The organism is Arthrobacter sp. Marseille-P9274, from assembly GCF_946892675.1.
Taxonomy (GTDB): Bacteria; Actinomycetota; Actinomycetes; order Actinomycetales; family Micrococcaceae; genus Crystallibacter.
In genome coordinates this window covers 238,674-253,933 of sequence record NZ_CAMPOV010000002.1, presented here as the reverse complement: position 1 = coordinate 253,933, position 15,260 = coordinate 238,674, and the positions used below count along the sequence as shown (strand labels likewise).

Here is a 15,260-nt window from a genome sequence, read left to right as displayed (position 1 = left end):
TTATGCTGCAGAACAAGGTCGCGTTGGTCACTGCTGGTGCCTCCGGGATGGGCAAGGCGGGCGCCGAGCGTTTTGCCGAGCAGGGCGCGTTCGTCTACGTCGTCGACCGGGATGAGGAAGCCACGAAGGCCGTAGTGGACGGGATCCGCGAAAAGGGCGGGCAGGCCACAGGGATCGTCGCGGATGTCCGCGACCTGGAAGCCTTAAAGGGCGTCGCCAAGCAGGTGGAGAAGGACCACGGAGTCCTCCATGTCCTGTACAACAACGTCGGCATCCCCGGGGCCGCCGGCCTGGACCTTACCGAGGAGGAGTGGGACGCCTTGATCGAGATCAATGCGCGCGCCAGCTTCTACCTCACCCACTACCTGACCGATCTGCTCAAGGCCGCCGATGGTGCATCCGTAATCTTCAAGAGCTCCAGCTCTGGCCTGGTTGGATCGCCGTTTAGCCCCTTGTATTCCTTCACCAAGGGCGGATTGATCGCGCTCGTGCGTTCCCTGGCGCTGGCCTTCGCCGCAGACAAAATCCGCGTGAACGCCATCGCGCCCGGCTCCGTGGAAACTCCGGGCCTCCCCGGCTTCTTCCGCGCCTCTCCCGAAGAGGTCGAGGAGCGTAAGAAGGCCTTCTTCGCGCAGATCCCGCTGGGACGTGCGTCGCAGCCGGAGGAAATTGCGGGCGTGGCCCTGTTCCTGGCCAGCGACCTGTCCAGCTACGTCACCGGAATCACCATCCCGGTCGACGGCGGGCTCACCGCCAAGTAGACCAGTGCCCCTTTTCGGGGCAGGAGAGCAAGGAGATCATCATGGAGTTCGGCATCCTCATGGGGGACCAGCCGGTCGAATCTTCGCCGACCGAACATCTTGACCTCATGCTGCGCAAGATAGAGGCGGCGCAGGAGGCGGGGTTCAAGTACCTGACCATCGGACAGCATTTCCTCTACGACGGCTTTCGCTGGCTGCAGCCGATTCCGCTGCTCAGCCGCCTGGCCGCCGAGCTTGACGACGACGTCCGCCTGGGAACTACCGTCCTGGTGGGGCCGGTTCACCACCCGGTGATCCTGGCGGAGGAGCTCGCTACGCTCGACATCATCACCCGAGGCCGCCTCGTCGTCGGGATCGGCACCGGGTACCTGCCCGCGGAGTACGAGACGATGGGCGTGCCTTTCAAGCAGCGATACCAGCTTCTTGACGAGCTCATCGAGGTGATGACCAAGCTCTGGACCCAGGAACGGGTGACTCATCACGGCAAGTTCTGGAACATCGAGGACGCCCCAACGCACATTCGGCCGCTCCAGGATCCGCGGCCGCCGATCTGGCTGGGTGCGATGAAGGAGAACGGGGTGCGCCGCGCAGCCCGGCTGGGCGATGTCTGGACAATCACCCCGCAGCAGACGGTCGACCAGGTGGAGGAACTCATCCGCATCTACGTCGACGAGCGCGTGGCTGCGGGCCTGCCGCTGAACAAGCTGCCGTTGCGCCGTGAGCTGATGATCGGCCGCGACTTCGACGACGCAGTGAACAACTTCGCCGCTGTTGCCCGCGTGAAGTACGAGGCCTATGCGGATCGGGGGATGGACCTGCTGTCCGACGAAGCGGTCCGCGACGGTTTCGTGGATACGATACGCGACCACGTCCTCCTGGGCTCGGCCGAGGATGTGCGCAACCAGATCAGTGACATTGCCGCCCGGCTGCCGATCGGCCCGCTCCTGATCCGCCCGCACTGGCCGGGAATGGACGCCGAGCAGACGGCGGCGTACCTCAAGAAGGTAGGCGACGAGGTGGTCAAGCCCCTGGCAGGGCTTGAGAGCACTTCGTTCGAGAAGGCGATGGGCGCAGTGGGCGCACGATAACCCCTGCTGCGGCGCGCGGGAACAGCGTCTGCGGTACCGGCGTTGCCCCCGCGGGGGCAACGCCGGCTGGGCGGTGCCTCAAGTAAGGGGCCGGGTGACAGGATCGACTGTCTCCCGGTCCCTTTTTGCTGCACGCAGCAGGTCCGGTGCGCTCCTGGCTGGGCCCCGACATAATCTAGTCGCATCATTGTCAGGGACCGGGAGTCGGTGCTACGGTTCTGAATTGTTAGCTGGATAACACTTCGTAGAGTGGCTTCGCGCTTCGGACGCCGCCGGAAAATCCGGTATCCCGCGCATGGAGTTCAAGGAAGATTCGATGTATGGAGGCAATCGATGAGCAAGCGGCAGGTCTACACAGATCTCGTTCCGACGTTCCCGGACCCTGAGACCTGGACGCTTGACCGGGTCCTACGTCATCACGCGTCCGTGCGTCCGGACGCCGTGTGCCTGGACGCGCCGGTGGAGGACGCCCGCTGGACGTACGCCGAGGCGCTCGCCAGCGCAGAGCACATCGCCGGCACCTGGATCACCGCGGGCGGCAATGCCGGGGATCGGGTGGCCATCATGGCCATGAACTCCTCACAGTTGGTGCGTTCCTGGTGGGGCGCCGCCGTGGGCAACTTCGTGGAGGTGCCGATCAACACCAACTACGAGGGCGAGTTCCTGCGCCACCAGCTCAACGTCGTCGGGGCGCGCTTCGCGGTCATCGACGATACATTCGCGCCGCGGTTCGTAGCCATTGCCCGGCACGCGCGCAGCATCGAGCGCTTCTGGGTGATCGACACCGGCACCGGGCTGCTCGATGCGGCCCTGGACCTGCTGCGCTCTAACGGCTGGGACGCCGCGCCGTGGGAGGACCTGGAACAGGGGCCGGTGCTGGACATGGCGCCGCCGCGTTCCCAGGACCTGGGTGCCATCTTCTTCACGTCCGGCACGACCGGCCCTTCCAAGGGCGTCTCGATGCCGCACTCGCAGCTCTACTTCTTCGCGCAGGAAGTGGTCTGCCTTACCCGTTTGACGGACGCGGACACCTATCTGACGACGACGCCGCTGTTCCATGGCAACGCCCAGTTCATGGCCGTCTATCCGGTCATCATCGCCGGGGGGCGTGCCGTCATTCGGCCCAAGTTCAGCGCCAGCCGTTGGATCGACCACGTCCGCGACTCCGGCGTAACCGTCACCAACTTCGTCGGGGTCATGATGGACTTCGCGTGGAAGCAGCCGCCCCGCGAGAACGACAGGGATAACGTCCTCCGCGCCGTCTACGCGGCGCCGACAGCCAGCACGATCGTGGAGCAGTTCAAGGAGCGCTATGGGATCGAGGCGTTCGTCGACGCCTTCGGCTTGACCGAGACCTGCGCCCCGATCCTGTCCCCGTACGGGTTACCCAGGCCGGCGGGTGCCGCGGGCCTGGCTGCCTCCGAATGGTTCGACATCCGCCTCGTAGATCCGGACACGGACCGGGAAGTCCCGGTCGGCGAGGTCGGCGAGCTCGTGGTGCGCCCCGTCCAGCCTTGGACGTGCAGCAACGGCTACTACGGAATGCCGGAAAAGACACTCGAGGCATGGCGCAACCTGTGGTTCCACACCGGCGACGCCCTCCGCCAGGACGAGGACGGCTGGTTCTACTTCGTCGACCGCTACAAGGATGCCTTGCGCCGCCGCGGGGAAAACATCAGCTCGTACGAGATCGAAGCAGCAGTCATGGGGCATCCCGCGGTCGTCGAGTGCGCCGTCGTCGGCGTCCCGGCAGATGTCGAGGCGGGGGAGGACGAAGTCCTGGCCGTCGTCGTCGTCATTGAGGACGTCGCACCGGCAGATATCCTCGCCTGGTGCGAGGGCCGGATCCCCGCATTCGCCATTCCTCGCTACCTGCGCGTCGTCGACGAGCTGCCCAAGACCCCCTCGCAGAAGATCCGCAAGGCGGTCCTGCGCACGGAACCCATCGATGCGAACACTTTCGACCGCCAGGCAGTAACCGTTTCCTGAAGGCCGCCCCTCTTACGAGAAAAGAGAAAACCCATGGACCTTAGCCCTAACCCCCTGCACGACGACATCAGGTCCTCCGTCAGGGACCTGTGCAAGAGCTTCCCGGACGAATACTGGATGGAGCACGACGAATCCAAGGAATTCCCTTGGGAGTTCTACAACGCGGTGGCCGACGGTGGCTGGCTGGGACTGACGATTCCGGAGGAATACGGCGGAGGCGGGCTCGGCGTCACCGAGGCGGCCATCGTGGAGCAGGAAATCGCCGCCTCGGGAGCCGGCATGGGTGGCTGCAGCGCCGTCCACATCGGCATCTTCGGCTTCGAGCCGATCATCCACCACGGCAGCAAGGACCTGAAGGACCGATTCCTCAAGCGCGTGGTGACCGGCGAACTGCACACCTCATTCGCCGTCACCGAGCCGGACGCGGGAACTGACACCACCAACATCTCCACCTTCGCCAAGAAGGTGGACGGCGGGTATCTGATCTCGGGCCAGAAGGTCTGGATCACCAAGGCGCAGGAGGCCGAGCGGATGCTCATCCTCGCCCGCACCAGCCCCCGGGACCCCAATGGCAAGCGCACCGCAGGCATGACGCTGTTCTTCGCCGAAATGGACCCGAAGCACGTCTCCATCCGCCCGATTCCGAAGATGGGACGCAACGCGGTCGACACCAACGAACTGTTCATCGATGAGCTCTTCGTCGCCGACGAGGACGTCGTCGGCGAGGTAGGCCACGGCTTCCGGGCGATCCTGGGGGGACTGAACGCCGAGCGCGTCATCTCTGCGAACGCAGCCCTGGGCATCGGCAAGGCGGCCCTGCGCCGCGGCGTCCGCTACGCCAACGAGCGCGAGGTCTTCGGCCGTCCCATCGGCAAGAACCAGGGAATCGCCTTCCAGCTGGCCGAGGCCCAGATCAAGCTGGACGCCGCCGAGGCAGTGGTGCAGAAGGCGGCCTGGATGGTGGACAACGGCATTCCCTGCGGCCGCGAGGCCAATGCAGCCAAGTACCTGTGCGCGGAGGCCGGCTTCTTCGCTGCCGATGTCGCGCTCCAGGTGCACGGCGGCTTCGGGTACGGCAAGGAGTTCCATGTGGAACGGTACTTCCGCGAGGCCCGGTTGATGCGAATCGCGCCAATCAGCCAGGAGATGGTGCTGAACTATTTCTCCGAGCATGTGCTCGAGCTGCCGAGGAGCTACTGATGCGCGCCTACCGCTCCATCCTCTTCGTTCCGGGCCATCGCCCCAACTGGGTGGAGAAGGCGGTCGGCGCCGGCGCGGACTGCGTGGTACTGGACCTCGAGGACTCCGTGCCGGCAGCCGAAAAGGCCGGGGCACGGGCCCTCGTGGCCGAATCCATCCGCCGGGTCCGGGAGACCAACCCCGACGTCGGACTCTTTGTCCGGGTTAATCCGCTGGCCACCCGGCTGACGGGCGGCGACCTCGAGGCGGTCGTGGTGCCTGGCCTAACGGGCATCTTCGCCCCGAAGATCGAGCAGGCCGCGGACGTCCTGCAGTACGACGCCCTGCTAGACCACTTCGAGGAACGCAACGGAGTCGCCGGACTGGAGTACATCGTCCCGGTCGAAACCGTCCAGGCGATCCAGAACTGCCGCGAAGTGGCCCTCGCCTCGCCCCGCGTCGGAGCGATGATCGGCCCGAGCGCCGAGCACGCCGACATCGCGCGCGCCGTCGGATACGAGTGGACCCCGGAAGGCCTTGAGACCCTGTACCTGCGCAGCCGGGTCCTCCTCGCCTGCCGCGAGGCCGGCATCCATGCCCTGACGGGTCTCTGGGAGGACCTCGAGAACCTCGACGGACTGCGCGAGTTCGCCGTCCGCGGCCGGCAGCTCGGCTTCCGCGGCATGATCGCGATCCACCCGAAGCACGTCGCCACGGTCAACTCCGTGTTCTCCCCGTCGGCTGACGACATCGCCTTCTACGAGGGCATGGTCAAAGCCTACGAGTCCGCGGCGGCCGACGGCGCCGGGGCCCTGCGGTACCGGGGGCTGCACATCGACAAAGCACATTACGACAAAGCCGTGGAGTGGCTCGACCGCGCGGCACAGATCACCAGTGGAGGAAACAAATGACGATGCGCGGACTGTGGTTCGAGGAATTCGAGGAAGGCGCGCACTACAAGCACGCCCTGACCCGGACCATCACGGAGATGGACAATGTCATGTTCACTTCCTTGACGATGAACGTGGCACCGCTGCACCTGGACGAGGAATACGCCAAGACGACGATTCACGGACAGCGGGTGCTCAACAGCCTCTTCACGGTCGCCCTGATCGGCGCCTTCCACGTGCCGGAGCTGACGATGGGCACCACCCTGGGGAACCTCGGGTACGACTCCGTCAAGTTCCCGAACCCGGTGTTCCACGGGGACACCCTCCGGGCGGAGACCACAATTCTCAAGAAGCGCGAGTCGAAGTCCCGCGACGATTCGGGCATCGTCTGGTTCAAGCATCTCGGCCTGAACCAGCGCGACCAGGTCGTCTGCGACATGGTTCGCGTCGGTCTTATGGCCAGGCGGCCCAAGGAAGGAGTAGTAGCATGACGCTGAGCATCGAAACCGAGCAGCATCCGCTCAAGGACTGGGTGCCCGAAACCCGCACCTTCCTGGTCGGCGGCGCCGAGGTACAGCCCGAGGGCGAGAGCTGGGACGTCTTCAACCCGGCCACCGAAGCGGTCATCGGCACTGTCGCCGGCGCCTCCAGCCGGCAGGTCGACGACGCCGTCGCCGCGGCCCGCGCCGCCTTCCCGGCCTGGGCCGCCCTCAGCGGCGAGGAGCGTTCCCGCCACATCCACCGGCTGGCAGACGTGCTCGAAGCCGCGGCGGACCGCCTGCTGCCCTCCATCATCAACGAGGTCGGCACCCCCATTGCGCTGGCTGAATACCTGCAGGTCAAGATGGCCGTCGACGAGCATCTGCGCTGGGCCGCCGAGGCCGCGAAGCAGGAGCGCATCCAGCACCTGGGCAGCTATGACAAGCCGCACCCGACGATGAGCGACGTTGTCCACCAGCCGGTCGGCGTGGTGGCAGCCATTACCGGCTACAACTACCCCCTTAACCTGGCCGTCTTCAAGTTCGGTGCCGCATTGGCTGCCGGCTGCACAGTGGTGCTGCTGCCATCGCCGCGCACTCCTCTCACCACCCTGTTCATGGGCGACCTGATCCGCGAGGCGGGCCTGCCGGACGGTGTCATGAACGTCATCATCGGCGGAGTCGACGTCGGCCAGCAGCTGTCCTCGCATCCGGGGGTGGACAAGGTCTCCTTCACCGGATCCGACGGGGTCGGTGCCAAGATCATGGCCCAGGCCGCCGTCAACCTCACCGACGTCACGCTGGAACTGGGCGGAAAGTCTCCCACGCTAGTCCTCCCCGGCGTCGACGTGCAGCAGATCGCCGTCGAAATGCACCTGCGCTGGGCGCGCAACGGCGGCCAGGGCTGCGCGGCGCTGGCTCGCATTCTGGTGCACGAGGCGCTGCACGACGAATTCCTCGAGGCAGGTGCCTCTGCGTTCGACCAGATGGTCGTGGGCGATCCTTGGGACCGGGCCACGAACGTCGGCCCGATGATCCGCCCTGACCACCAGGCCCGGGTCCGGGGGTTTATCGATGGATCGGTGGCCGAAGGCGGCCGAAAGCTCCTCGAGGTCAAGAAGCCGCTGCCGGAGAAGGGCTGGTTCGTCAATCCAGTGCTGCTCGGCGGACTGCCGCACAGCGCGCGCGCCGTGCAGGAGGAAATCTTCGGCCCGGTCGCAGTAATCGTGCCGTTCAAAGACACCGAAGAAGCGGTCAGGCTGGCCAACGACACCCCCTACGGGCTGGCGGCGAACGTGTGGTGCGGCGAGGACCTGGCCGAGGGCCGCCGGGTGGCAGAGCAGATCCGCGCTGGCACTGTGTGGATCAACGGCGGCGGCGCCATGCGTCCCGATGCCCCGTTCGGCGGCTACGGCCGCTCGGGCGTCGGCCGCGAACTAGGCGAATGGGGTATCCGGGAATACCTGGAAACCAAGCACATCCAGTGGCGCGTATAGGCAGCGCCACAGAGTAAGGAGTCCGGCGGCCGTTATCGGCCGCCGGACTTTCTTGCTGCTGTAGGGGAGCGTAACGGCGCCGGGCCGCCAGCGCTCCACGCAGCCCGCTGGGCCTCGTAGCGCGGACGAGTTGAGCACACGAAACTGCTCCCCGTTTGCCGGAACTGAATTGTCCAGTCCAACTTCCGAGGAGCAGTTCCGCGGCTCTCGCAGAGCCGGGCTGACGTCTAGCTCAGCGTGAAGCCTTCATAATCCGACGAGGCAACCTCATCGCATCTGGCACGGTAGGCTCCGAGGCCGCCGGCGTAGGGCATGAACACTCGCGTCTTGGCGGGCACATTGGCGCCGAGGTACCAAGAGTTGGCCTGGTTGAAGAGCGTCATCCCTGCGACCTCGTTCACGTGGTCCACCCATCGGTCCTCCGCCTCCGGAGAGGCCTCGGACCGGCTGAGACCGCGCTCCTCGAGGTAGGCGATGTGGTCGCTGATCCATTCCACGTGCTGTTCGATGGCCGTGACCATGTTGGTCAGCACGGACGGTGAGCCGGCCCCGGCCACGGAGAACAGATTGGGGAACCCCGCGATGGACAGGCCCAGGTAGGTGCGGGGACCCGCGGCCCACTTGTCCCGCAGCGAGAGGCCGCCCGAACCTGTGATGTCGACCCTCAGCATGGATCCGGTCATAGCATCGAAACCGGTGGCGAAGACGATCACGTCGAATTCATATTCGCCGTCTTCGGTTTTCAGGCCGTGTTCGCTCAGGCCCACAATGGGCGCGCTGCGTACGTCCACCAGCGAGACGTTGTCGCGGTTGAAGGTCGCGTAATAGTCGGTGTCCACGCAGATCCTCTTGGTGGACACCGGGTAATCGCGGGCCTTGAGCAGTTCCGCGGTTTCCGGATCCTTCACCTGCTCGTCGATCTTGGAGTGGATGAACTCCGCCAGCGTGTCGTTGGCTTCCTTGTTCAGGATCAGGTCGCTGTAGGCCGCACCAATCCTAAAGCCGCCGAGCCCCCAGTGGGCCTCGTAGTTGGCCTTGCGCTCCTCAGGCGTGGCCTCCAGGGCCGACGTCGTTCCGCCGGTGAAGGGCAGGCCGGTTGCCGAATGCCGGGCAAGTTCCCGCAGGTGGCGGTAGTTCGCCTTGATCTCCTTCCATTCCTTCTGGTCAAGCGGCGCGTTCCTTGCAGGGACGCTGAAGCTGGCGGTGCGCTGGAAGACAGTCAGCTGCTTCGCCTGCCTCGCGATCTCTGGAATGGCCTGGATGCCGGAGGAACCGGTGCCGATCACGCCCACGCGCTTGCCGGTGAAGTCGACGCCATCGTGCGGCCAGGAGCCGGTGTGGTAGATCTCCCCTGCGAACGATTCCAGCCCGTCGAATTCCGGAATGCGCCCGGCGGAAAGGCACCCCGTCGCCATCACCACATATTTCGCGCTCACCGTTTCGCCCCGGTCCGTGCTGACGCTCCACCGGTTGGTATCGTCGTCGAAAGCCGCCGCGGTGACCTCGGTTTCCAGCTCAATGCCGTCGCGCAGGCCGAAGCGGTCCGCGACATGATTGAGGTAGGACATGATTTCCGGCTGGGAGGGATAACGCTCGGTCCACTCCCATTCCTGCTCCAGCTCGGGGGAGAATGCGTAGGAATAGTGAGGGCTCTCCACATCGCAGCGCGCGCCCGGGTAGCGGTTCCAGTACCAGGTGCCGCCGACGCCGTCGCCCTTTTCGAAGACCACGGCGGAAAGCCCCTGGCCGCGGAGCTTGTGCAGCATGTACAGGCCGGAAAAGCCTGCGCCGACGATGGCAACGTCGAATTCACGGGTGGTGCTCACCGGGTTGCCTCCTGCTTCAGGTCGGCGCGGACTCTGGCCGCGACAAAGTCCATCGCTGCGGCCGCCGCGGGCAGGACGTTGACCATGGAGAAGAAGCCGTGCATCTGGCCCTCCCAGCGCCGGTGCTCGGTGGGGACGCCGGCTTCCCGCAGGCGCTGGGCGTAGGCCTCGCCTTCGTCGCGCAGCACATCGTGCGCACTGGTGATCACTAGCGCCGGGGCCACGCCTTCGAGGCTTTCGGCGCGCAGCGGCGAGGCCTCATGGTGCCCTCGGTCCTCGGGATTGGGCACGTAGTGGTCCCAGAACCACTGCATGAATTCCGTGGTCAGCAGCGTCTGGTTCTCATCCTCCAGGTAGGAGCCGCGGCTGAAGTCCGCATCCGCGACCGGGTAGACGAGGATCTGCTTGGCCAACTGCGGGCCGTTGTTGTCGCGCGCCCGCAGGGCCATGACGGCGGACAGGTTGCCGCCGGCGCTGTCGCCGCCGACGAAGAGCGGCACCTGCGCACCGGCGATCTCCTCGAGGTGGCTGGCGGCCCACTGCAGCGCGGTCCAGGAATCCTCGACGGCGATGGGAAAACGGGATTCGGGGGCCTTGCGGTAGTTGACCAGGACCACCGCGCAGCCGGACTTGGCGGCCAGTTGCCGGCCCAGGGTATCGAAGGCGTCGATGTCGCTGAGGACCCACCCACCGCCGTGGAGATAGACGAACACGCCTGCCGGGTTCTCGACCGGGATGTGGACGCGGACGGCGAACTGTCCGCCGTCTATGCCGGTGAGCAGGTGCTCCTGGGTGGAATTCATGTCGGGGCCGGTGCCGAACATCGGTGTCATGCCTGCTGAAACCGCGCGCGCGTCGGCAGGTTCGAGGTGCCACATCGGTTTCGCGTCCGGGCCCGCGGCTTCGGCCGCGGCGGCCAGGAAGGCCAGAGTTGCGTTGTCAAGTGCCATGGTTAGTTCCTCTTCATTGAGTTGTATGGCAGGTAAGGCTGGTGCGGAGACGGGTTATCCGGCGGCGGCCGCGGGCATCAGCGGAGTGACGGTGCGGCGCTGGAACTTCCAGCCGTCCGCCGTCCGGGTGTAGCCGTCCGTATACAGGATCAGGTTTTCCACCCGGCTGCCGTCGATGCCGTCGGCGAAGGCATGGCAGTAGACCGTTCCCGTGGCGGTATCGCCGTCGACGTCGACCAGATGGTTCGTCGTGAAGTGGCAGCAGGCCGTGAGGTTATCGATCAGGGCACCGAATGAAGCCCTTACCTGGTCGATGCCGCTGGCCTTCGGGGCCCCCAGTGCGCTCATGTCCCAGATCGCGTCGTCGGTGAAGGTTCCGACCACGCCGGAGAGCTGGAAGGTGTCGATCGCCCGGCAGTATTCGTGGACCAGGCGGCGGATTTGCTCGACGTCTACGTCGACGGTCGTTTCGGGTGTCTGTACTGCGGACATGTCTGCTCCCTTATCTTTCGGGTCCGGCGCAGCGTTCGCTGTCCAGGCCCATCGGTTTATTGCTGGTGCCGCGGGGTTTCCCGCCCGGGGGAAACCCCGCGGCATGTCCGGCCCGGTTGTGTCCGGGCCTTGGCTACACCGGTGCCGGCGGCGCGGGCAGCAGCGGATAGGCTGCGCGCCGCTGGAACTTCCAGCCCTGTCCGGTCCGGATGTAGTTGTCCGAGTAGTAGCCCAGGGATTCGTCCCGCCTGCCGTCGGGCATGGTGACGAACGCATGAATATAGACCCGGGCGACGGCGGTATCGCCGTCGACGTCGATTAGATGGTTCAGCGCCAGGTGGCAGCGGTGCGTGGTGTTTTCGATCAGGCCGGCGTAGAAAGCGCGGATCGCATCCGCCCCCCGCACTGTATCCATGCCGAAAGCCGTGACATCCCACTCCGCGTCCTCGGTAAAGAGGGCCACAATGTCGTCGAGCCTGGAATTGTCCACGGCCCACGAGTATTCGTGGGTCAGGCGGCGGATCGCTTCCACGTGCGTCTCCACGCTCCGCGCCGCCGTCGTTGTTTCTGCTGCTGTCATGGTTTCCCCGCTTCCTGATTAAGGAGCCACCGAGACGAGTTCGGTCTCGTCCGAGGGGGCGTCCGTGCCGTTCTTGAGCCATTCGGCCAGCCGTTCGCCGATCATGTAGGCGGTGAGGTTGGTCAGGCCGGTGGTCACGTTGACCATGACCGACGCATCGGCAATCCAGAGGTTCTGCGCGCCGTGCACGGCCAGATGCTGATCGACGACGGCGGTGGGATCGCCTGCCGGTCCCATCCGGCAGGTGCCCGCGGCGTGCAGTGAGGTGGAGGCGAACGCGCGGATATAGGCCTCGAGCTTGGCATCGTCGGCGACCGTCTCAGCGTCCAGGAAACAGATCTCCTGGATTTCGTCCGCCAGCGGCGACGAAGTGATCATGTCCCAGGACAGGCGCAGCGACCCTTTCAGCCGCTCGATGTCGCTGGGGTGGGAGAGGAAGTTCACGTGCAGCTCGGGCTGCACCTTCGGATCCGGCGATGACAGGGTGATCCAGCCGACCGAGCGGGGCTTGGCCAGCAGGTTGTTCATCATCAGGGCCTTGCGGCCCTTGGTGTCGGCAGGGATGTTCATGGTCGACGGATCCAGGACGGCAGCGAAAATCATCATGTCGTCCACCAGATCGTCCGTGCCGGTGCTGTACTTCAGGCGCGCACGGACACCGTTCCGGTCCGTCTTCTCCTTCAGCAGCGCGACCATCGGGGCGAAGGGATGGTCCTGGAAGTTCCGGCCGACCGCCTCGTTGACGATGACCGGTTCAATGCCGTGGCGCTCCAGGATATCGCGGGGGCCAATGCCGGAGAGCATCATCAGATGCGGGCTGTGCATGGCACCGCCGGCGAGGACCACGCGGTCCGCGGAGATCACCTCTATCCTGCCGTCATGCTCAACCTCGACGCCGACGGCCGTGGTCCCCTCGAAGACAACCCGCCGGGCCAGGGTGTCGGGCCGGATGGTCAGATTGGGGCGCTTACGGGCCTCGGCTAGATACGTCAGCAGTGAACTGGCACGCAGCTCCTCCTCGCCGATCAGGTTCCGGGGGGTCGGGCCGAAGCCGGTAGCGGAATCGGCGTTGGCGTCGTCCGAACGGGAGAAGCCCCGGTCCGCGCATGCCTGGGCGAAGGCATGGGTGGCGGCGGGCCAGTTGTCGTCAAAGTGCCGCTTGATCGGGATAGGACCCGACGAGCCGTGTCCCGGGGCGTCCGGGAAGTCCAGGTCATTCTCCAAGCGCATGAAGTACGGCAGCGTCTTTTCGTAGGACCATTCCGGGTTGCCCGCGGCAACCCAGGTGTCCAGATCCTCCCGCGTGGCCCGTTCAGCGATCGCGGCGTTCACCGCCGAGGATCCGCCGACGATTCGTCCGCGGGGGTAAGGCATTGCCTCGCGTGCGTCCTGCGGCTCAAGGAAGTAGGCCTTCAGGCCCCAGTCATGCTTCTCCACGCTCATCTCGCCGGCGTCGCGGACGTCGTCCGGCACCAGCGCCAGTTCCGCATAGTCCGGACCTGCTTCTACCAGAATGACATTCTGGTCCTTGTCCTCGGTCAGACGCGCTGCTAACGCACCGCCGCCGCTTCCTGCCCCAATGATCACTGTCGTTTTAGCCATGGGTGTATCTCCCAGCCGAGTAGTGGAATTTCTCTTGGAATAGTGCGCACTCTGATGCTCCTGGCCCCAGACGCAGCACGTATACGTGTAGTCAATCCAGGCGCATGATTCACACCGTATGGATGGGGACGGAATGTGTCAACGGTTACATTTAAGCCTCGGCGCTCGATTCGCCTTTCGTTCCCTCTTGCCATGCCGCCCGGTTCTCCGGCTTCGAAACTCCGTTCGCACCATTGACAAATGCTGCATATCATTCATAGGTTTGAGCATCCGCATGCTCATGCGCGTTGCCGCCGGGGATCACCCGTCCTCACGGCCAAGTGAGGTCGCGGGGGCGCGGATTTGGCGCCTCGCGAGTCAGGGAAGCGTTTTGGAGGTTAGGAGCAGAAATGACAACAGCAACTTCGGCGGTATCGGCAGAGGCATCCCAAAGGCTGCGTAGTTTTGACCGGCTCTTCATCGGGGGCCAGTGGGTCAAACCGTCCAGCGACAGCGTGATCGAGGTCGTGTCGCCGATGACCGGCCAGGTGATCGCAACGGTCCCGGATGCACAGGAAGCGGACATGGATGCGGCCGTAGCGGCAGCGCGCAAGGCCTTCGATGCGGGCCCTTGGCCGCGCATGAGCCCGGCAGAACGTGCCGCAGTGCTGGCCCGCGTCGGGGAAGAGGTCAAGAAGCGCATCCCGGAAATGTCTGCGGCATTTACTGCCGAGATCGGTGCTCCGGCAGCGGCCAGCACGGCCTTCCATGACAACGCGGTCAAGGTGTGGGAGGACGTGGTCACCCTGCACGAGCGGTTCAGCTTCGAGGAAGAGCGTTCCTGGCCGGGTGGCCAGGGGCGCCTAGTCCGCGAGCCCATCGGCGTTGTCGCTACGGTCCTGCCTTGGAACGGCCCCGTGGCTACGGCATCGCTGAAGTTCGCCCCGGCCCTGGCCGCCGGGTGCACGGTGGTTGTCAAGCCGGCGCCGGAAGGGCCGGTGAGCATGATGATCTTTGCCGAGGCGCTGGAGGCAGCCGGACTTCCCGAGGGCGTGATCAGCCTTCTGCCCGCAGGCCGCGAGGTCGGGGAGTACTTGGTCCGGCACAAGGACGTCGACATGATTACTTTCACCGGCAGCACCGCCGCGGGCCGGAAGATCATGGGCATCGCGGCCGAACGGATCGCCCGCGTTACGTTGGAACTGGGCGGGAAGTCCGCGGCCATCCTGACCGATGATGTCGACCTGGACACGGTGTTCCCGGAACTGGTGTTCTACGGTGTCGGGCATTCCGGCCAGGTCTGTGCCGCCCTGACCCGGATCCTGGTCCCGCGCTCGCGCCAGGACGAGGTGGTCGAGCGAATCAAGGCCGTGATGGAGAGCCTGAAGATCGGCGACCCGCGCGAGTCGGACACCGTGCTGGGCCCGCTGGCGGCCGAGCGCCAGCGCGAGCGCGTGGAGAACTACATCGAAATCGGCAAGGCCGAGGGCGCGCGCCTGGTCACCGGCGGCGGCCGGCCGAAGCATCTGGAAACCGGGTGGTACGTCGAGCCGACTCTGTTTGCCGACGTCACCCCGGACATGCGGATCGCACAGGAGGAGATCTTCGGCCCCGTGCTCTCGGTCATCCCGTTCGACACCATCGAGGAGGCCGTACAGATCGCCAACGGCACCGAGTACGGGCTCTCCGGCGCAGTGTTCGCCGGTGACGGTGCCACCGCCGAAGCGATCGCCCGACAGGTGCGCACCGGACAGATCTCCGTCAACTCCTGGGGCATGAACGTGCTGCAGCCCTTCGGCGGCTACAAGCAGTCCGGCCTCGGCCGCGAAGGCGGCATCGAAGGATTTGACGAGTTCCACGAAACTAAACTCATCCAGCTTCCGTAGGCGCGGCAGCTACGGGAAGGGCGCCGTCGGGAGATCTGAAGTGCTCCCCGGAAGTTGGACTGA

General features: G+C 65.5%; 13 protein-coding genes. 8 read left to right on the top strand and 5 right to left on the bottom strand.

Annotated elements, in window-relative coordinates:
* Positions 1-2 precede the first annotated feature (2 nt).
* The 7 genes from OC550_RS14385 (at position 3) to OC550_RS14355 (ending at position 7,882) form a co-directional block, all read left to right on the top strand.
* The gene (locus tag OC550_RS14385) at positions 3-761 is read left to right on the top strand and encodes an SDR family NAD(P)-dependent oxidoreductase (RefSeq protein WP_262106583.1); all 759 of its coding nucleotides are present in this window, start codon (positions 3-5) and stop codon (positions 759-761) included.
* A 41-nt stretch (positions 762-802) separates the two neighbouring features.
* A complete protein-coding gene (locus OC550_RS14380) occupies positions 803-1,849 on the top strand; it encodes an LLM class flavin-dependent oxidoreductase (RefSeq protein WP_262106582.1) in 1,047 nt (348 codons plus the stop codon).
* A gap of 333 nt (positions 1,850-2,182) precedes the next feature.
* Positions 2,183-3,838: an AMP-binding protein gene (locus tag OC550_RS14375; protein ID WP_262106581.1), complete on the top strand. Its 1,656-nt coding sequence runs from the start codon at positions 2,183-2,185 to the stop codon at positions 3,836-3,838.
* A gap of 33 nt (positions 3,839-3,871) precedes the next feature.
* Positions 3,872-5,038, top strand: a complete 1,167-nt coding sequence (locus tag OC550_RS14370) for an acyl-CoA dehydrogenase family protein (RefSeq protein WP_262106580.1) — start codon at positions 3,872-3,874, stop codon at positions 5,036-5,038.
* A complete protein-coding gene (locus OC550_RS14365; protein WP_262106579.1) occupies positions 5,038-5,928 on the top strand; it encodes a CoA ester lyase in 891 nt (296 codons plus the stop codon). The genes OC550_RS14370 and OC550_RS14365 overlap by 1 nt, the downstream gene beginning before the upstream one ends.
* Entirely contained in the window at positions 5,925-6,398 is a 474-nt protein-coding gene (locus OC550_RS14360) for a MaoC family dehydratase (protein ID WP_262106578.1), read from the top strand. Before OC550_RS14365 ends, OC550_RS14360 begins: the two co-directional genes overlap by 4 nt.
* Positions 6,395-7,882 carry an aldehyde dehydrogenase family protein gene (locus OC550_RS14355; protein WP_262106577.1) on the top strand — a complete coding sequence of 496 codons (1,488 nt, stop codon included), beginning with the start codon at positions 6,395-6,397 and terminating at the stop codon, positions 7,880-7,882. Before OC550_RS14360 ends, OC550_RS14355 begins: the two co-directional genes overlap by 4 nt.
* A gap of 227 nt (positions 7,883-8,109) precedes the next feature.
* Here OC550_RS14355 and OC550_RS14350 read toward each other — a convergent pair whose 3' ends face one another.
* The 5 genes from OC550_RS14350 to OC550_RS14330 form a co-directional block, all read right to left on the bottom strand.
* A complete protein-coding gene (locus OC550_RS14350; RefSeq protein ID WP_262106576.1) occupies positions 8,110-9,708 on the bottom strand; it encodes an NAD(P)/FAD-dependent oxidoreductase in 1,599 nt (532 codons plus the stop codon).
* Positions 9,705-10,658: an alpha/beta hydrolase gene (locus tag OC550_RS14345; RefSeq protein WP_262106575.1), complete on the bottom strand. Its 954-nt coding sequence runs from the start codon at positions 10,656-10,658 to the stop codon at positions 9,705-9,707. The genes OC550_RS14350 and OC550_RS14345 overlap by 4 nt, the downstream gene beginning before the upstream one ends.
* A 54-nt stretch (positions 10,659-10,712) precedes the next feature.
* A complete protein-coding gene (locus OC550_RS14340; RefSeq protein WP_262106574.1) occupies positions 10,713-11,150 on the bottom strand; it encodes a nuclear transport factor 2 family protein in 438 nt (145 codons plus the stop codon).
* Positions 11,151-11,283: 133 nt separating this feature from the next.
* The gene (locus tag OC550_RS14335) at positions 11,284-11,730 is read right to left on the bottom strand and encodes a nuclear transport factor 2 family protein (RefSeq protein ID WP_262106573.1); all 447 of its coding nucleotides are present in this window, start codon (positions 11,728-11,730) and stop codon (positions 11,284-11,286) included.
* An 18-nt stretch (positions 11,731-11,748) separates the two neighbouring features.
* Entirely contained in the window at positions 11,749-13,332 is a 1,584-nt protein-coding gene (locus tag OC550_RS14330; RefSeq protein ID WP_262106572.1) for a GMC family oxidoreductase, read from the bottom strand.
* 389 nt (positions 13,333-13,721) lie between these two features.
* On the opposite strand from OC550_RS14330, the gene OC550_RS14325 reads away from it, so the two are divergent.
* Positions 13,722-15,197, top strand: coding sequence for an aldehyde dehydrogenase (locus tag OC550_RS14325; RefSeq protein WP_262106571.1), 1,476 nt, complete (start codon positions 13,722-13,724; stop codon positions 15,195-15,197).
* Positions 15,198-15,260: the final 63 nt, after the last annotated feature.

Excerpts from the sequence above, each read along its gene's own strand:
- OC550_RS14325 (WP_262106571.1), top strand. The coding sequence starts at position 13,722 with ATGACAACAGCAACTTCGGCGGTATCGGCAGAGGCATCCCAAAGGCTG.
- OC550_RS14370 (WP_262106580.1), top strand. The coding sequence starts at position 3,872 with ATGGACCTTAGCCCTAACCCCCTGCACGACGACATCAGGTCCTCCGTC.
- OC550_RS14365 (WP_262106579.1), top strand. The coding sequence starts at position 5,038 with ATGCGCGCCTACCGCTCCATCCTCTTCGTTCCGGGCCATCGCCCCAAC.
- OC550_RS14355 (WP_262106577.1), top strand. The coding sequence starts at position 6,395 with ATGACGCTGAGCATCGAAACCGAGCAGCATCCGCTCAAGGACTGGGTG.
- OC550_RS14345 (WP_262106575.1), bottom strand. The coding sequence starts at position 10,658 with ATGGCACTTGACAACGCAACTCTGGCCTTCCTGGCCGCCGCGGCCGAA.
- OC550_RS14330 (WP_262106572.1), bottom strand. The coding sequence starts at position 13,332 with ATGGCTAAAACGACAGTGATCATTGGGGCAGGAAGCGGCGGCGGTGCG.
- OC550_RS14385 (WP_262106583.1), top strand. The coding sequence starts at position 3 with ATGCTGCAGAACAAGGTCGCGTTGGTCACTGCTGGTGCCTCCGGGATG.
- OC550_RS14340 (WP_262106574.1), bottom strand. The coding sequence starts at position 11,150 with ATGTCCGCAGTACAGACACCCGAAACGACCGTCGACGTAGACGTCGAG.
- OC550_RS14360 (WP_262106578.1), top strand. The coding sequence starts at position 5,925 with ATGACGATGCGCGGACTGTGGTTCGAGGAATTCGAGGAAGGCGCGCAC.
- OC550_RS14335 (WP_262106573.1), bottom strand. The coding sequence starts at position 11,730 with ATGACAGCAGCAGAAACAACGACGGCGGCGCGGAGCGTGGAGACGCAC.
- OC550_RS14375 (WP_262106581.1), top strand. The coding sequence starts at position 2,183 with ATGAGCAAGCGGCAGGTCTACACAGATCTCGTTCCGACGTTCCCGGAC.
- OC550_RS14380 (WP_262106582.1), top strand. The coding sequence starts at position 803 with ATGGAGTTCGGCATCCTCATGGGGGACCAGCCGGTCGAATCTTCGCCG.